The organism is Mucisphaera sp., assembly GCF_965279675.1.
Classification (GTDB): Bacteria; Planctomycetota; Phycisphaerae; order Phycisphaerales; family Phycisphaeraceae; genus Mucisphaera.
The window spans coordinates 733,424-747,981 of record NZ_CBDIIJ010000002.1 but is presented as its reverse complement, the minus strand read 5'-3'; the positions used below and the strand labels follow the sequence as shown (position 1 = coordinate 747,981).

The window sequence follows — 14,558 nt, the reverse complement described above, 5'->3', positions numbered from 1 at the left end:
CTTGCGGCTGTTCTTGGTTGTGTGTTTCGCTGGATGCGGGTGCGATCAGGCGAAGTATTCGGCGTTCTTCTCGATGAAGGCGGACCACTCATCGGGAAGGTCTTCTTCGGGGAAGATGGCTTTGACGGGGCACTCGTCGACGCAGAGGCCGCAGTCGATGCAGGTGTCGGGTTCGATGTAGAGCTGGGTGGCGGACTCGAACTCCGGTTCATCGGAGGTGGGGTGGATGCAATCGACCGGGCAGACGGCGACGCATGCGGTGTCCTTGGTTCCGATGCAGGGTTCGGCGATGATGTGCGGCATAATCAAAACTCCCAGACGTCCTTTGCGGCCGTGGCTATCAGGCGTTCCGGCACGTCGGACTTAGTGTGATTCCGAAGTATAGGTACGTTTTGGTTGTCGGCAATGCCAATCAGATCGGTACGGTTTGGCCCATGACTTAAAAGCAGTCGTTACGATCCCTGCACCATGCCCAAAGCCCCTTCAACGCCGCCAAACCGACAGCTGATCCAGGGCGATTGTCTGGAGGTGATGTCTTCGTGGTCGGCGGCATCGCTGGACCTGATTTTTGCCGACCCGCCTTACAACATCGGTTTCGATTACGACGGCCAGTATCACGACAAACTGAGCGATGAGGCGTATCTCGACTGGACGTATCGCTGGATTGATGGATGTGCGCATCTGTTGAAGCCCACCGGCTCTTTTTACGTGCTGATCGGGGATGAGTACGCGGCGGAAGTGAGACTGCATCTCAAGAAGCTGCAGGCTGCGGGTCGATTGTTGTTTCGGAACTGGATTGTGTGGCATTACACATTTGGTCAGCGGTGCAAGCTGAAGTTCAATCGATCGCATGCTCATTTGTTTTACGCGGTGGGTTCGGCGTCGGTGAATGCGAAGGGTCAGCCGCTTGCGAATCTGGGCAAGAAGCGGACGTTCACGTTCAATGGGGATGCGATCGCGGTGCCTTCGGCGCGACAGACGACGTATGCGGACAAGCGGGCGAATCCGCGGGGGAAGCTGCCAGACGACACCTGGTATCTGAAGCGTTATCCGGATACGCAGCACTGGTACACCCGTCCGCAGGAGGCGGTGGCGGACCCGGAGGGGGGGTACCTGGCGGCGGATGCGGACACGTGGTTCGAGTCGCGGCTGTGCGGGACGTTCAAGGAGCGGACGGGGTTTCATCCGTGTCAGCTGCCTGAGGCGCTTCTGGAGCGGATCATCAAGGTGTCGTCGGATCCGGGGGATCTGGTGTTTGATCCGTTTGCGGGTTCGGGGACGACGCTGGCGGTAGCTCACCGGCTGGGGCGGGCGTATCTGGGGTGTGAGCAGAGTTCGGCGTATGCGAAGCAAGCTCGGAAGAGGATCGAGGCGGCGGGTGTGGAGGCTCCGAAGAAGGGCGCGGTGGCGTCGGTTTGAGGATTTGGGTCGTTCTTTGGTTGGGTTAGGACGGGTGGTAAGCTGGTGGTTTCCTCCCTTTGTTGAAAGGCCCGCCAGGGATGGCTGACGCCCCGATCACTGAGTCCAACAGTTTTGTTCATCTGCATCTGCACAGCCAGTACTCGCTGCTGGACGGGGGGAATCGGCTGGATCGGCTGGTGAAGCGGGTGGCGGAGTTGGGGATGCCGGCGGTGGCGGTGACGGATCACGGGAATCTGTTTGGGGCGGTGGAGTTTTATGCACGGGCGAAGGAGGTGGGGGTCAAGCCGATTCTGGGGATCGAGGCTTATGTCGCGCCGGATGTGGACGGGCCTTCGGACCGGACGTCGCGGACGTTCACGGGGGTGTCGGATGGCGGGTTCCACCTGGTGATGCTGGCCGAGGATCAGACCGGTTGGCACAACCTGCTGAAGCTGTCATCGGATGCGTTCATCAACGGTTTTTACTTCAAGCCGCGGATGGACAAGTCGACGCTTGAGGAGCGGGCCGAGGGGATTATCGCGATCAACGGGCACCTGGGATCGTCGATTGCGCACTGGCTGGTGAAGCATCACCAGACCAAGGAGAAGGCTCACTTCGATCGTGCGATGAAAGAGGCCGAGTGGCACAAGAAGGTGTTTGGTGTCAACGGGAAGGGGGAACCGCGTTTTTATCTGGAGCTTCAGCGGCACGAGGAGAAGCTGCAGGACGACATCAATCCGTACACGATCAAGATTGCTCGGAAGCTGGATATCCCGTTGGTGTGCGACAACGATGCGCACTTCCTGCTGGACTCAGACTACGACGCCCACGACACGCTTTGCTGTATCTCGATGGGCAAGATCAAGAACGATGAGAACCGGCTGCACTATCCGAAGGGGCTTTACGTCAAGAGTCCTGCGGAGATGCGGGCGCTGTTTGAGGATGTGCCGGAGGCGCTGGACAACACGCTGGCGATTGCGGAACGGTGCAATGTTGACCTGGATTTCGATGCGAATCATGCGCCGGTGGTGCATATCGATCGGAAGGTGGACAAGGGCCTGAAGGCGAAGGGGGCGCCGCCGGTTGGGTCGAGCGCTTGGTTCAAGCAGTTTTGTGCGCAGTACGAGTTGCTGCCTTTTGATGCGACACGGGACGCGAAGCTGTCGGCGGATGATCTGAAGGCGCAGTGTGATGAAGCTTTGCGGGAGTTGTGCGAGGCGGGGCTGCTCTGGCGGTATGGGGAGGACGGGATCACAACGGAGATCCGGGAGCGACTGGATCGTGAGCTTCGGATTCTGGCGGACAAGTCGATCTCGGCGTACTTCCTGATCGTCTGGGACTTCGTGAACTACGCGCGGGCGAATGGGATTCCCTCGAACGCGAGGGGCTCGGGTGTCGGGACGATGGTGGGGTATGTGCTGGGTCTGTCGAATGCGTGTCCGGTTGAATACGGGCTGCTTTTTGAGCGGTTTACCGATCCGGATCGGTCGGAGTATCCGGATATCGATATCGACATGTGCCAGGATGGTCGGCAGGCGGTCATCGATTACGTGCGGAACAAGTACGGGCATGTGGCGCAGATCATCACGTTCGGGACGCTGAAGGCGCGTGCGGCGATCCGGGATGTGGGGCGGGTGCTGGATATCTCGCTGGCCGAGGTGGACAAGGTCTGCAAGCTGGTGGGTGACGGGTTGGGGACGACGCTGGACAAGGCGCTGGATCAGGAGCCTGACCTTCGGAAGCTGTACGACGAATCGCCTCAGCACAAGAAGATGATCGACACGGCGCGGCGGCTGGAAGGGATGGCGCGTCATGCGGGTGTCCATGCGGCGGGGGTGGTGCTGGCGACGCGGCCGCTGGATGACATCGTGCCGTTGTACAAGCCCTCGAATACCGATCAGATCGTGACGCAGTGGGACGGGCCGACGTGCGAGAAGGTCGGACTGCTGAAGATGGACTTTCTGGGTCTGCGGACGCTGTCGATCATCGAGCGGGCGAAGCTGCTGATCACGCAGTGTTTCTCGGAGGAGCAGATCCGGGCGGCGACACTACGTCCTGACAGGCCGGAGCAGGCGGAGGACCCGGCGTGGGACCCGTTGGACCTGGAGCGTCTGGATTACGACGATAAGCGGGTGCTTGATCTGTTTTCGCGGGGCGAGACGGCGGCAGTGTTCCAGTTTGAATCGGGTGGGATGCGCAACCTGCTGATGTCGATGAAGCCCGACCGGCTGGAGGATTTGATCGCGGCGAACGCGTTGTACCGGCCGGGTCCGATGGAGCTGATCCCGAACTACAACCACCGTAAGCATGGTCGGGAGGAGGTGCCGAAGCAGCACGAGATCGTCGAGAAGTTCACGGATGAGACCTACGGCATCATGGTCTATCAGGAGCAGGTGATGCAGATCGTCCACGAGCTGGGCGGTATTCCCCTGCGTCAGGCTTACTCGCTGATCAAGGCGATCTCGAAGAAGAAAGAGAAGATCATCAACGCCAACCGGGAATCCTTCCTGGAGGGTGCTGAGAAGAAGGGGCTGCCGAAGCCGAAGGCGGCGGAGCTGTTCGATCTGATCCTGAAGTTTGCGGGTTACGGCTTCAACAAGTCGCACTCGACCGGGTACGCGATCGTGGCGTACCAGACGGCGTATTTGAAGACGTTCTTCCCGATTCAGTACATGGCGGCGGTGCTGACATATGAATCGGTAAGCACGGACAAGGTGGTCGAGTACATCGATGCTTGTCGGCGGTTGTCGCTGCCTGACGGTCGGCGCGGGGTGGAGGTGAAGCAGCCGGACATCCAGCGGTCGGAGATCGGCTTCACGGTGGTGTACGACGAGAACGAGCCGGGTCCCGAAGCGCGGACGGGGGCGCACGGGCACATTCGCTTCGGCTTGTCGGCGGTGAAGGGGGTGGGTGAGAAGGCGATCCGGGCGATTCTTGAGGCGCGCGAGAAGGGTGGGCTGTTCAAGTCGCTGCATGATTTCTGCGAGCGCGTGCCGTTGGATGCGGTGAACAAGACGTGCATCGAGGCGCTGATCAAGTGCGGGGCGTTTGATGAGGTTCACGGGATCGAGCAGCGGGCGGCGATGCTGGAGGCGCTGCCTGATGCGGTGCAGGCGGGCAAGCGTGTGGCGGCGGATCTGGCTTCGGGTCAGATGAACTTCTTTGGCGGGGCGGCGGCGGCGATCCCGGACGAGTTGGCGGCTCCGGTGTTGCCGAAGACGACGGCCTGGAATCGTCGGGAGACCCTGAACTTCGAGAAGGAAGTGCTGGGGTTTTATGTGTCGAGTCACCCGCTTGATGAGCACCGGGAGGCGATTGCGCGGTACGGGACGGTGACGGCGGCGGACATCGCCGATCTGGCGGAAGGGGTGGAGGTGACGCTTGGCGGGATGCTCACCCGGGTGCGTACGACGGTGACGCGGGCCAAGCAGGAGAAGATGGCGATGCTGACGATCGAGGACCACACCGGCCCTATCGATGCGGTCTGCTTCCCGAGGACGTATGACCTGGCGGCCCCGCTTTTGGAGACGGATGAGATCGTCTACCTGATCGGCAAGGTTGATCGGCGGCGGGAGGAGCCGAACATCGTGGTGGATAAGGTGGTCCCGGCGAATCTGGCCGAAGCGACTCTGACCCGGACGGTTCGGATCACCCTGCGGCCGGAAGCATCGATCAGCAACGGGCAGGCGGGGAATTACAAGCGCACGCTAGCGGAGCTGCGTGAGGCGCTGCGTCAGGCGGGGCAGCGTGCCAACGGCCAAGCGGCTGAGGTGCAGTTCCACCTGATCGAGGGTGGCAAGGCGGTTGCGTTGCGGCTGCCGGGGCTGCGGGTGTCGGTGGATGAGCACCTGACGGGTGCCCTGCACGGGATCCTCCATCGTTGTCCGTGTGCGACCGGTTCGGTTCAGTTGCTGGGCGGGAGCAAGCTCAGGGCTAGTTCGGTGGAGCAGGATCTGCGCTATGACGCGGAGCGGGATGACGGCCCGAAGCTGGCGATGACTTCGGCGGTTCAGGACGCAGCCTGCGCGAGCATTGACCGGTATTGATTCGTCAGGCTGTCTGCCCATTTAGGGCCTGTTCCAGGCGGCCTGAATCGGGTCCGCGGGGTCAGCTTGGTTAACCCTGCTCGTCTTCGACGCGGATGATGTTCTTGCGCTCTTTGTCGTAGACGTAGAGCTTGCCGGTTTCTTCTTCGATCTGTCGGCAAATCTTGTGGGAGCCGTCACAGGTTGGCATCGACTGGCTGAGGCCGCAGGCGCATATCCAGACGCTTTTGTCAGAGGGTTTGATTTCGACGGGTCCTGTGGCTTCGTGTCGGACGAGTCGTGCCATGTGTTTGCCTTTCCTCGAGGGTGACGCATGTTCAATAAAAACAGGGGTAAATCAAAGTCGCGAGCGCGCGACAGATTCTCACGGCTCTGTATAGTACGCCTCTTCCCGGAGCTGTTTTTTTGCGTCGAAGCCGTAAGCCCATTGTGATTGCCTCCCGCCGTAGTGACCTGGCGCGCGCTCAGGCGGAGCGGGTAGGTGCGGCGCTGGGCAAGCTCCATCCGACGCTGAACGTGCAGTTCCGTTGGATCGAGTCGCAGGGTGACCGTTTGATGGACCGGCCGCTTCACGATGTGGGTGGCAAGGGTTTGTTCACGCGTGAAGTCGACAGGGTGCTGCTGGATCAGAAGGCCGATCTGGCGGTGCACAGCCTGAAGGACCTGCCGGCGGGGGATACGCCCGGGTTAGCGATCGCGGCGATTCCCAAGCGTCATGATCCGCGTGACGTGCTGGTCTCTGCTGAGCGTTTTGCCTCGATCCATGATCTGCCCGAGGGCGCGGTGGTCGGCACGAGCAGTCCCCGGCGCAAAGCGCAACTGCTTCGGTTGCGTCCCGATCTTCAGATCGAGTTGCTGCGTGGCAACGTGCCGACGCGGATCGAGCGGGTGCTCGATCCCGAGAGCGCGTATCAGGCGACGCTCATGGCGGCGGCGGGGCTCAAGCGGCTGAAGCTGCAGGAGCATCTCGATCATCCGGTTGCGACGGACACGGTTCTGCCAGCGGCCTGTCAGGGGGCGCTGGCGTTGGTCTGTCGGTCAGACGATCACGTGACGTTGACGCGTTGCCTGCCGTTGAATCACAGCGTGTCGGCGGCGGAGGTGCACGCTGAGCGTCAACTGCTTCGGATCCTGCGAGCTGACTGTCACACGCCTGTGGCGGTTTTTGCGGAGCAGACCGAGCCTGATCGCTTCCGGCTGCGTGCGGAAGTGCTTTCGGCGGATGGCGGTCGGCACATCGCCATCGATGAGACCGCGACGGCGCGTTCGCTGCGGAAGGTGGTGCGGGCGGCTGGGCAGAAGCTGCTGGATCAGGGGGCCGACGAGATCCTGGGGCATCGGCCGAATCTGGACGACCCTGCTTACCGGGTGGACTGAGACCGGTCCCGGCTCGGGCTGCGGGGCAAAAAAAGCCCGAGCAATCCGATAGACTCTGGTCGCGGGCAGCTTGCCCGCTCATCATTCCAACCCATCACAGGAGCAAGGCCGTGGCATCACGCACGCCGACGATTGGCGGTAACTGGAAAATGAACCTCCACCTGCAGGAGGCCACCGAGTTAGCGGGGGCGCTGGCTGCTCGAGCCGGTGAGTATGCCCACGCACAGGTGACGGTGTTTCCAGCGTTTCCGTATCTGGCGGCCGTGGCCAAGGCGCTCGAGCCGGCCGGGGGGAAGATCGAACTCGGGGCTCAGGATGCTTACACCCAGCCCAACGGCGCCTTCACGGGTGAGGTTTCGCTGTCGATGCTCAAGGATCTGGGTGTGGGGACGCTGCTGGTTGGGCACTCCGAGCGTCGGCACGTGATCGGCGAGTCCGATGTGCTGGTGAACGAGAAGGTGCTGGCGGGGCTGGAAGCCGGGCTTCAAGTCGTGCTGTGCATCGGCGAGAAGCTGGAAGAGCGGGAAATCGGGAAGACCGATGCGATCAACGCCGGTCAGCTGGCGTATGGGCTGGCGGGTGTCTCGGCCGGGCAGATGGCCAAGGTGACGATCGCTTACGAGCCGGTCTGGGCGATTGGGACCGGCAAGACGGCGACGCCTGAGGACGCTCAGAAGGCTCATCAGGCGATCCGCGAGACGCTTGGGTTCCTGTACGACAGCGGTGTGGCGGAAGCCACGCGGATTCAGTACGGCGGGTCCATGAAGCCGGGCAACGCCGGTGAGTTGATTGCTCAGCCGGACATCGATGGCGGGCTGATTGGCGGGGCTGCCCTCAAGGCCGAGGATTTCTCGGGGATCATCGCCGCGGCGAAGTAGGCTGGCTGGGCGGACATTGCCAATCTAAAGCTGTTAGGACGCCTGACGGCAAGAGCCGGCCGTTAGAAGCTATACTCTCGTGATCGCCTTATGGAGCCCACGCGATGGTTTTGCTAGTCGCCAATTTCCTCACGACGACGCTGATGACTGCCTTTGTGCTCATCGGCATCGTGATGACCATGGTTGTTCTTATTCAGCGTCCGAAGGGGGGCGGTCTGGCTGGTGCGTTTGGCGGTTCGTCGACCGATGCTTCGGCTGTGTTTGGTGCCTCTGTCGGCGATGTGCTGACCTGGGTGACGGTGGCGTTTTTTGTGGTCTGGATTTTCCTGGCGATGGGCATGCAGTGGGCGATTGCGGCGGAGCTTGCGGCGGTGACCGATCCCCCGCCCGCGGTGAGTGCTCCTGCGGCTTCACCCGAGCCTGCGGCGATGCCCGAGCAGCCCGCGGCGACTCCGCCCGCTTCCACTGACCCGACGGCGACCGAATGATCCGATCGATGACCGGTTTCGGCGGAGCCTCTGAAGAGGCAGACGGTGTGCATTACGCCGTGGAAGTCCGTTCGGTCAACAATCGTTACTTCAAATCGCTGATCCGTTTGCCTGAGGAACTGGTCTCGCTGGAGGGCGATCTCGAGTCGGGGCTTCGGCAGCGGTTCACGCGCGGATCGCTGACGCTGACGGTGAAGCACCGCATTTCTGAAGCCGGTGAGATGTCGCGGATCAACGATGAGGCACTGCTGGGTTACATCCAGCATCTCGAAACGCTGCGCAGCAAGGTGGATGGGTTGGCGGTGCAGGTGGATCTGACGCAACTGCTGACGCTGCCTGGTGTGCTGCAGCCTTCGGAGCTGGAGGAGCAGTTGGTTGAGCGTTCGAAGCCGGTGGTGGATCGGCTGCTTGGACAGGCGGCGGATCGGTTGGAAGCCATGCGGCAGACCGAGGGGGAGGCGTTGGCTCGCGAGCTGCTGGAGCTGCGTCAGCAGATCAATCAGCACCTCGAAACCGTGAAGAACCGGGCCCCGCTGGTGATTGACGAGTATCACGAGCGGCTGCGGGGGCGTGTGGCTCAGCTGATGGCCAAGGCCGAGCTGGAGGTGGCTCAGGCCGATCTGATTCGTGAGGTGGCGGTGTACGCCGATCGGATCGATATCACCGAGGAGATCACCCGGATCAACGGGCACCTCGAACAATTTGAGGCGATTGTTCGTTCAGATCAGGGCGAGCCCGCGGGTCGTCGTCTCGATTTTCTTGCCCAGGAGCTCCTCCGTGAGGCCAACACCATCGGCAGTAAGTCCAACGACGCGACCATCGCCCGGGCGGTGGTGGAGATCAAGAGCGCGATCGATCGGATCAAGGAACAGGTTCAGAACGTCGAGTAGTGCGCTCGGGCTGGCTGGCGTGTTCGTGGCTTTGCTGGCGAGCACGGCGGGGGCTCAGGGCGAGGCCTCGTCGATCCTCGAACAGCTCAACGATCCTGACTATGCGACCCGTGAAGCGGCTTCCGGGCAGCTTCTGACTGACCCGGCGATCGATCTGGAGGTGATTGCCGAGCTGCTTTCGGAGGCGCCGCATCTGGAGCAGCAGGAGCGGCTGCTGGCGGCGGCCAGGCATCGGTTTGTGGCACAGCTGATCCGGGAAAATTATCCGTGGCAGGGGCCGGGTTCGATCGGCATCATTCAGCGGCCTGCCGATCCGATCGAGGTGGATGGGGTGGTGCGTCCGGCGATTCTGGTGATCCAGACGTTGCCGGGCTTTCCGGCACATCAGCGGCTGCGTCCGGGTGATCGGCTGATTGCGATTGATGGAGAGCCGCTGACGGCGGCGAATCCGGTTGAGCAGTTTCAGACTGTGACGCAGGCCACGCCGCCGGGCGGGCGCCTCGGTATCAGGCTGTGGCGGGCGGGGCGGACGCTGGATGTCGCGATCGAGACCGCGCCGCTTGAGGCTTTGCGGCTCACCTATGCAGGTCCTCAGTACACGCTGACGGAGGGGCCGGCGTTGCTCTGGCAGGGCAAGCGGGCCGAGCTGGTGGCGTTGACCGGCCCGGCGGCTGGGCCGGAGATCAGCGTGACGCCTTTGGCGGCTGAGGAGTAGCCTGCGGCTTATCGGGCTAGCCGGGCTAACTTAAATCAGGACAAATACTTAGAAGAAAGGTGGCTCTGTTCAGGTGTTTGGGCTGGACAGCCGATGATCTTAATCGTATGTTATTTCTGTCAAGACAGAAAGGACTGCAAGTTTTGGACCTGACACCTGCCACCGAGCGATTCATCCTGCATTGGGGCGAAATGGGCTCGCGTTGGGGCATCAACCGGACGGTGGCCCAGATCCACGCCCTTTTGTTCGTCTCGGAGCACCCGCTTGCGGCGGATGAGATCGCCGCGACGCTGAAGGTGGCTCGCTCGAACGTGAGTAACTCGCTGAAGGAGCTTCAGGGCTGGGACGTGGTCAAGGTGGTCCACGTGATGGGCGACCGGCGGGATCACTTCATCGCCGTGCAGGATGTCTGGGCGATGTGTCTGGCGATCATGGACGAACGCAAGAAGCGTGAACTCGACCCGACGCTTGCCGCCTTGCGTGACTGCGTCGAAGAGGCTCGGATTGCGGGGCGTGAGTCGTCGCACACTCAGGATCAGCTGGAGTCGTTGTTGGGGATGGTCGAGTCGATGAACGACTGGTACACCCGGCTGCGCAAGCTCCCGCTGCAGGGCGTTCGCAGGATGTTCCAGGTGGGGGATCAGGTCAGCCGATGGCTGACGCCCGCAGGCACCGACCCGAAAGGGAGAGACCGATGATTAAGCAAGCTACACAGATCCCGACACCCATCGATGGCGGCCGTCACTACGCCCGGACGCTCTGGATCGGGACGGCTCCGTTTGAGGCGCTGACGGGGATCTTGGAAAAGGGGCTCGAATTGGTGCGTCTCGGCGGCCGGGGCTTCTGGGCGATTGAGACGGGCAAAGCCGGTCCCGGGCTGCTGCTGCTCACACAGGCGATGACGCGTGACGCGGACGTTATCCGGGGGATGTGTCCCGTTGCAGAAGCGTCAGGGCTGGAAGAGGACGTGACCGATCACCTGCAGTCTTCGCTGCTGGGTCCTGAGCGGCCGGCGCAGACTGTGTTTGCGACCGCGACCGATTTACGGGAATGGCTTAGCACGCCGGTGTGGAGCCGTGTGCTCTCGATCCGTGATGAGCACCTGATCGCCAAGCGGTCGCTGCCCGCTCCCGATTACGCGACGGGCAGCTGGTCGCACCAGCCCCCGGAACTGGCTGAACGGTTGAGCCGTTCGGTGGCACAGGGGGCGCGGCTGGAAGCCTGCCTGACGCTGGAGGGCATCAGCCGGACGCAGGAGATTATCCGGAAGCCGCTGTTGGGGGCTGCTGCGGAAACGCCGAGCATGGCGATGTTCGCCTGAGTTGATCGTGCTACTTACTGCACGGCCTGCGCGACCGGTTCGCCTCGGGGCGTGGCGATATCGGGACGGAGCGACTGGAACTGCTCTTCGGTGATCCAGAGCAATCGGCCGGACGCGAGGAGGACGAGGCGTGTGCGGTCGCCGAGCGGACGCCAGAGCGACCATGCGGGCTGATAGAAGGGTTCTGGGGTGTAGGCGACCCACTGGTAGTCGTTGGAGCTGCCGCGGAAGTTCTTGACCTCGACGTAGGTGTAGGGTCTTTCGGTGATGCCACCATCGAACATGGGTTCCATCCCGCCGCCGACCCAGCGGGCCGGGATGACTTCGCCGGGGTTGTTCCGGGCGTAGGTCTCGACTTCGGGCAGAACTCTGGAGACCAGTTCGGCCTGGGTTCGCCAGTAGGCCCGGACGGTTTGCGAAGCGACCCAGCAGGCGGCGAAGTTCAGACCGAAGGCGACGAAGAGCGCGACCGATAAGGCGCGTGCAGCCGGGCGCATGCCTTGATGCCAGCCGTGGAGTGGGTGGAAGCCAAGAAACACCCCGCCGGTGAACGTCACCAGCGCGACCGTGAAGACCAGGATGAGCCACAAGAGCAGCATGCGGGCTATTGCCTTATCACCCACCTGCTGCAGCTCTGATCACGACTTTCAAAGCGACCGCTTCGGCGGGGAATCCTCTTCGGCATCGTCCGTGTCGTCCTCGTCGACGGCCTCTTCGGACCATGCCTCTTCATCCTCGGTATCGGCGTCGTCTTCTTCCTCGCTATCGTCCTCTTCCCAATAACCCTCTTCGGACGCTGCGTCGTCGTCGTCTTCTTCGTCCTCGACGTCGGCCTCATCGGCCTCCAGGGCCAGGGCCTGTTCTTCGGCGGCGGCATCGGCGGCGGCCTGGGCGGTCATGGCTTCCCATTCTTCGAGGGAGATATTGACCTCGCGGGCCTGGGCGGTCTTGTGCTCGCCGAGGATGCCAGCGGCCTCCATCTCCTCGATGAGCCGGGAGGCCCGCCCATAACCAATGCCCAGACGGCGCTGGAGCAGGGATACCGACCCGCGGTGGCTCTCGATCACGACGCGGACGGCCTCATCGAACATCTCGTCGCGTTGCGAGAGGTCGGCGTCGATTTCCTCGCTCCTGAGCTGGACGAGGGAGGGCTCGAAGTTCTGCTGGGCCTGGGTCTTGATGAACTTGCAGGCAGCGCGGACCTCGCTGTCGTCGACGAGGGACCCCTGAGCCCGGGTTAGCTTGCTGGATCGGGGCGAGAGGAACAGCATGTCGCCATGGCCCAATAACAACTCGCCACCCTTCTGGTCGAGGACGATCCGGCTGTCCATGCCGGAGGCGACCTTGAAGGCGATGCGCGAGGGCATGTTCGATTTGATGAGGCCGGTCACGACGTTGGCCTGGGGTCGTTGGGTCGCGAGGATGAGGTGGATGCCGACGGCCCGGGCTTTCTGGGCGATGCGGACGATGGAGCCTTCGACTTCCTTGTTGGTCATCATCAGGTCGGCGAGTTCGTCGATTACGAAGACGATGTAGGGCAGCTTCTTCGGGATCCGGGCTTCTTCCGACTCGTTGGCCGGCTCCATGCGTTCCTTGATCTCTTCCCAGCCGAGCTCGTTGTAGCTGTTGATGTCGCGGACGCCGGCCTCGGCGAGCAGCTCGTAGCGCTCGTCCATCTTGGTGACGGCCCACTCGAGGATGGAGGCGGCCTTGGGCATCTCGGTGACGACCGGACACATGAGGTGTGGGATGTCGCGGTACATCGACATTTCGACCATCTTGGGATCGACCAGCACGAGCTTGAGCTCGTCCGGCTTCTTGGTGTAGAGGAACGACATGATGATGGCGTTCATGCAGACCGACTTGCCGGAGCCGGTGGTGCCGGCGATGAGCAGGTGGGGCATGGTGGCGAGGTCGGAGACCAGGGGGGTGCCCGAGGCGTCCTTGCCCAGGAACATCGGGAGCTTCATCTTCCGGGTCGATTCCTCGGAGCCCTGCATGAGTTCCTTGAGGCGGACGCGTTCCTTCTTGAGGTTGGGGACCTCGACGCCAACGGTGTCCTTGCCGGCCATGTTGGCGACGACGCGGATGTTCTGGGCTTTAAGGGCGCGGGCGAGGTCGGAGTCGACGGCCTGGATGCGCGAGACCTTGGTGCCGGGTGCCAGCCGGACCTCGAAGAGCGTGATAACCGGGCCGGAGTCGATCCCGACGACCTCGCCCTTGATCCGGTACTGCTGGAGGGCTTTTTCGAGCTCGACGGCCTGGTCGCGGACGATGCGCTCCTGCTCGGCGGTGAAGTCGCCTTCGGGTTCCATGAGCAGGTCCATCGTCGGGAACTGGTAGCCCGAGAGGTCGATCTCTCGAGGCGGCGCGGTGCTCTTTTTCTGCTTGGGGGCGAAGTTGATGGGCAGCTGGGCCATCTTGGCCCGGAGCTGGTCGGGGTCGAACTTCTGCTTGCTCGACAGGTAGGCTTCGGCGACTTCGGCCTCGTCTTCGAGTTCGGCGTCGTCCTCATCCTCATCGGTGTCATCGTCGGCATCGACTTCCTCATAGCCGTCGGTGTCGTCTTCATCGACCTCTTCGTATTCGTACTCGTACTCGCCGTCTTCGCTATCTGGATCGAAGGACTCGGTGCCGGCGAAGCCGCCTGCGTCTTCGTCGATCGGCTCGACGTCGTTGTAACCCCTGGCCTTGCGGGCCCTGGCTTGCTCCTGGCGTTTCTTGCTGGCCCCGGCGACACGGGCGAAGGGCGAGGGCGATTTGGCTCGCGGCTTGGGCTTGGCCATCTCGCCAAGCGTGCCGATGGCCCCCATGGCCAGGGGGACGCCAGCCCGGGCGCCACGCCAGCCCAGACCGAGGAGCCGGAGCGGCCATTCGATGGCGAGTTTTTCTTCGGTCAGAATGGCTCCGACCCAGAAGGCCAGGCCGAGGATGAGCAGGGTGCCGGCGACGGCGAAGCGTTCGGTGAGTTCGAGTTCGATGACGGCGGCGAGCAGGCCGCCGACGCCCGGCGACGAGGCCGAGCCGGCGACCGAGGCCGGCATGGCGGCGGCGACGAGGGCGCTGCCGGTGATGGCCATGAGGACGACGCCGAGGGTGCGCACGGCGAGCTGCGGGACCTCGCGGCCGAAGGCCCGGATGCCGAGATAGACGCCGAAGCCGATCAGCAGCAGCCAGACGCCCGGACCGAGCATGAGGTAGGCCTTGTCGGCGAGATAGGCACCGATCGGTCCGGCGAGGTTGCTGACTTCGGCGTTCTGCACGCCCTCTGCGGCGGCGGGGGGGTCCATCGGGTCGTAGCTGCCCAGCGACACGACCAGCAGCACGAGCAGGCCGGCCCCGACCAGCCAGAGGATCACGCCCCAGGGGATCGACCCGGCGGTCGAGGTCGCATCGGATTTTGTCTTACGCTTCGCAGCCATCAGCAGTTACGTCCTTCGAG

The 14,558-nt window shown here is 62.8% G+C and carries 13 protein-coding genes; 9 read left to right on the top strand and 4 right to left on the bottom strand.

Annotated elements, in window-relative coordinates:
- Window positions 1–45: 45 nt before the first annotated feature.
- Window positions 46–303: a 4Fe-4S dicluster domain-containing protein gene (locus ACQZAB_RS03340; protein ID WP_428387061.1), complete on the bottom strand. Its 258-nt coding sequence runs from the start codon at window positions 301–303 to the stop codon at window positions 46–48.
- 165 nt (window positions 304–468) lie between these two features.
- On the opposite strand from ACQZAB_RS03340, the gene ACQZAB_RS03335 reads away from it, so the two are divergent.
- Window positions 469–1,419 (top strand): DNA-methyltransferase, encoded by a 951-nt coding sequence (locus ACQZAB_RS03335; RefSeq protein ID WP_428387059.1) that lies wholly within the window; start codon window positions 469–471, stop codon window positions 1,417–1,419.
- Between the two features lie 80 nt (window positions 1,420–1,499).
- Window positions 1,500–5,447, top strand: a complete 3,948-nt coding sequence (gene dnaE, locus ACQZAB_RS03330) for a DNA polymerase III subunit alpha (RefSeq protein WP_428387057.1) — start codon at window positions 1,500–1,502, stop codon at window positions 5,445–5,447.
- 70 nt (window positions 5,448–5,517) lie between these two features.
- On the opposite strand, the gene ACQZAB_RS03325 is transcribed toward dnaE, so the two are convergent.
- On the bottom strand, window positions 5,518–5,733 hold the full coding sequence (locus ACQZAB_RS03325; protein WP_428387056.1) for a CDGSH iron-sulfur domain-containing protein: 216 nt from the start codon (window positions 5,731–5,733) through the stop codon (window positions 5,518–5,520).
- A gap of 119 nt (window positions 5,734–5,852) precedes the next feature.
- On the opposite strand from ACQZAB_RS03325, the gene hemC reads away from it, so the two are divergent.
- The 7 genes from hemC (at window position 5,853) to ACQZAB_RS03290 (ending at window position 11,116) form a co-directional block, all read left to right on the top strand.
- Window positions 5,853–6,824 (top strand): hydroxymethylbilane synthase, encoded by a 972-nt coding sequence (gene hemC / locus ACQZAB_RS03320; RefSeq protein WP_428387054.1) that lies wholly within the window; start codon window positions 5,853–5,855, stop codon window positions 6,822–6,824.
- 110 nt (window positions 6,825–6,934) lie between these two features.
- Window positions 6,935–7,702, top strand: a complete 768-nt coding sequence (tpiA, locus tag ACQZAB_RS03315) for a triose-phosphate isomerase (RefSeq protein WP_428387052.1) — start codon at window positions 6,935–6,937, stop codon at window positions 7,700–7,702.
- A 104-nt stretch (window positions 7,703–7,806) separates the two neighbouring features.
- A complete protein-coding gene (gene secG / locus ACQZAB_RS03310; protein ID WP_428387050.1) occupies window positions 7,807–8,190 on the top strand; it encodes a preprotein translocase subunit SecG in 384 nt (127 codons plus the stop codon).
- On the top strand, window positions 8,187–9,080 hold the full coding sequence (locus ACQZAB_RS03305; RefSeq protein ID WP_428387048.1) for a YicC/YloC family endoribonuclease: 894 nt from the start codon (window positions 8,187–8,189) through the stop codon (window positions 9,078–9,080). The genes secG and ACQZAB_RS03305 overlap by 4 nt, the downstream gene beginning before the upstream one ends.
- A gap of 19 nt (window positions 9,081–9,099) precedes the next feature.
- Window positions 9,100–9,795 carry a PDZ domain-containing protein gene (locus ACQZAB_RS03300; protein WP_428387046.1) on the top strand — a complete coding sequence of 232 codons (696 nt, stop codon included), beginning with the start codon at window positions 9,100–9,102 and terminating at the stop codon, window positions 9,793–9,795.
- A gap of 143 nt (window positions 9,796–9,938) precedes the next feature.
- The gene (locus ACQZAB_RS03295) at window positions 9,939–10,493 is read left to right on the top strand and encodes a GbsR/MarR family transcriptional regulator (RefSeq protein ID WP_428387044.1); all 555 of its coding nucleotides are present in this window, start codon (window positions 9,939–9,941) and stop codon (window positions 10,491–10,493) included.
- Window positions 10,490–11,116, top strand: coding sequence for a hypothetical protein (locus ACQZAB_RS03290; RefSeq protein WP_428387042.1), 627 nt, complete (start codon window positions 10,490–10,492; stop codon window positions 11,114–11,116). The genes ACQZAB_RS03295 and ACQZAB_RS03290 overlap by 4 nt, the downstream gene beginning before the upstream one ends.
- Before the next feature lie 14 nt (window positions 11,117–11,130).
- Here ACQZAB_RS03290 and ACQZAB_RS03285 read toward each other — a convergent pair whose 3' ends face one another.
- Together ACQZAB_RS03285 and ACQZAB_RS03280 are read right to left on the bottom strand one after the other, a co-directional pair.
- A complete protein-coding gene (locus tag ACQZAB_RS03285; protein WP_428387040.1) occupies window positions 11,131–11,715 on the bottom strand; it encodes a hypothetical protein in 585 nt (194 codons plus the stop codon).
- Window positions 11,716–11,763: 48 nt separating this feature from the next.
- The gene (locus ACQZAB_RS03280; RefSeq protein ID WP_428387038.1) at window positions 11,764–14,538 is read right to left on the bottom strand and encodes a DNA translocase FtsK 4TM domain-containing protein; all 2,775 of its coding nucleotides are present in this window, start codon (window positions 14,536–14,538) and stop codon (window positions 11,764–11,766) included.
- Window positions 14,539–14,558 lie beyond the last annotated feature (20 nt).

Bases quoted from the DNA above. Each gene is read 5' to 3' on its own strand.
- ACQZAB_RS03340 (WP_428387061.1), bottom strand. From the start codon at position 303: ATGCCGCACATCATCGCCGAACCCTGCATCGGAACCAAGGACACCGCA.
- ACQZAB_RS03335 (WP_428387059.1), top strand. From the start codon at position 469: ATGCCCAAAGCCCCTTCAACGCCGCCAAACCGACAGCTGATCCAGGGC.
- dnaE (WP_428387057.1), top strand. From the start codon at position 1,500: ATGGCTGACGCCCCGATCACTGAGTCCAACAGTTTTGTTCATCTGCAT.
- ACQZAB_RS03325 (WP_428387056.1), bottom strand. From the start codon at position 5,733: ATGGCACGACTCGTCCGACACGAAGCCACAGGACCCGTCGAAATCAAA.
- secG (WP_428387050.1), top strand. From the start codon at position 7,807: ATGGTTTTGCTAGTCGCCAATTTCCTCACGACGACGCTGATGACTGCC.
- ACQZAB_RS03305 (WP_428387048.1), top strand. From the start codon at position 8,187: ATGATCCGATCGATGACCGGTTTCGGCGGAGCCTCTGAAGAGGCAGAC.
- ACQZAB_RS03290 (WP_428387042.1), top strand. From the start codon at position 10,490: ATGATTAAGCAAGCTACACAGATCCCGACACCCATCGATGGCGGCCGT.
- ACQZAB_RS03285 (WP_428387040.1), bottom strand. From the start codon at position 11,715: ATGCTGCTCTTGTGGCTCATCCTGGTCTTCACGGTCGCGCTGGTGACG.
- ACQZAB_RS03280 (WP_428387038.1), bottom strand. From the start codon at position 14,538: ATGGCTGCGAAGCGTAAGACAAAATCCGATGCGACCTCGACCGCCGGG.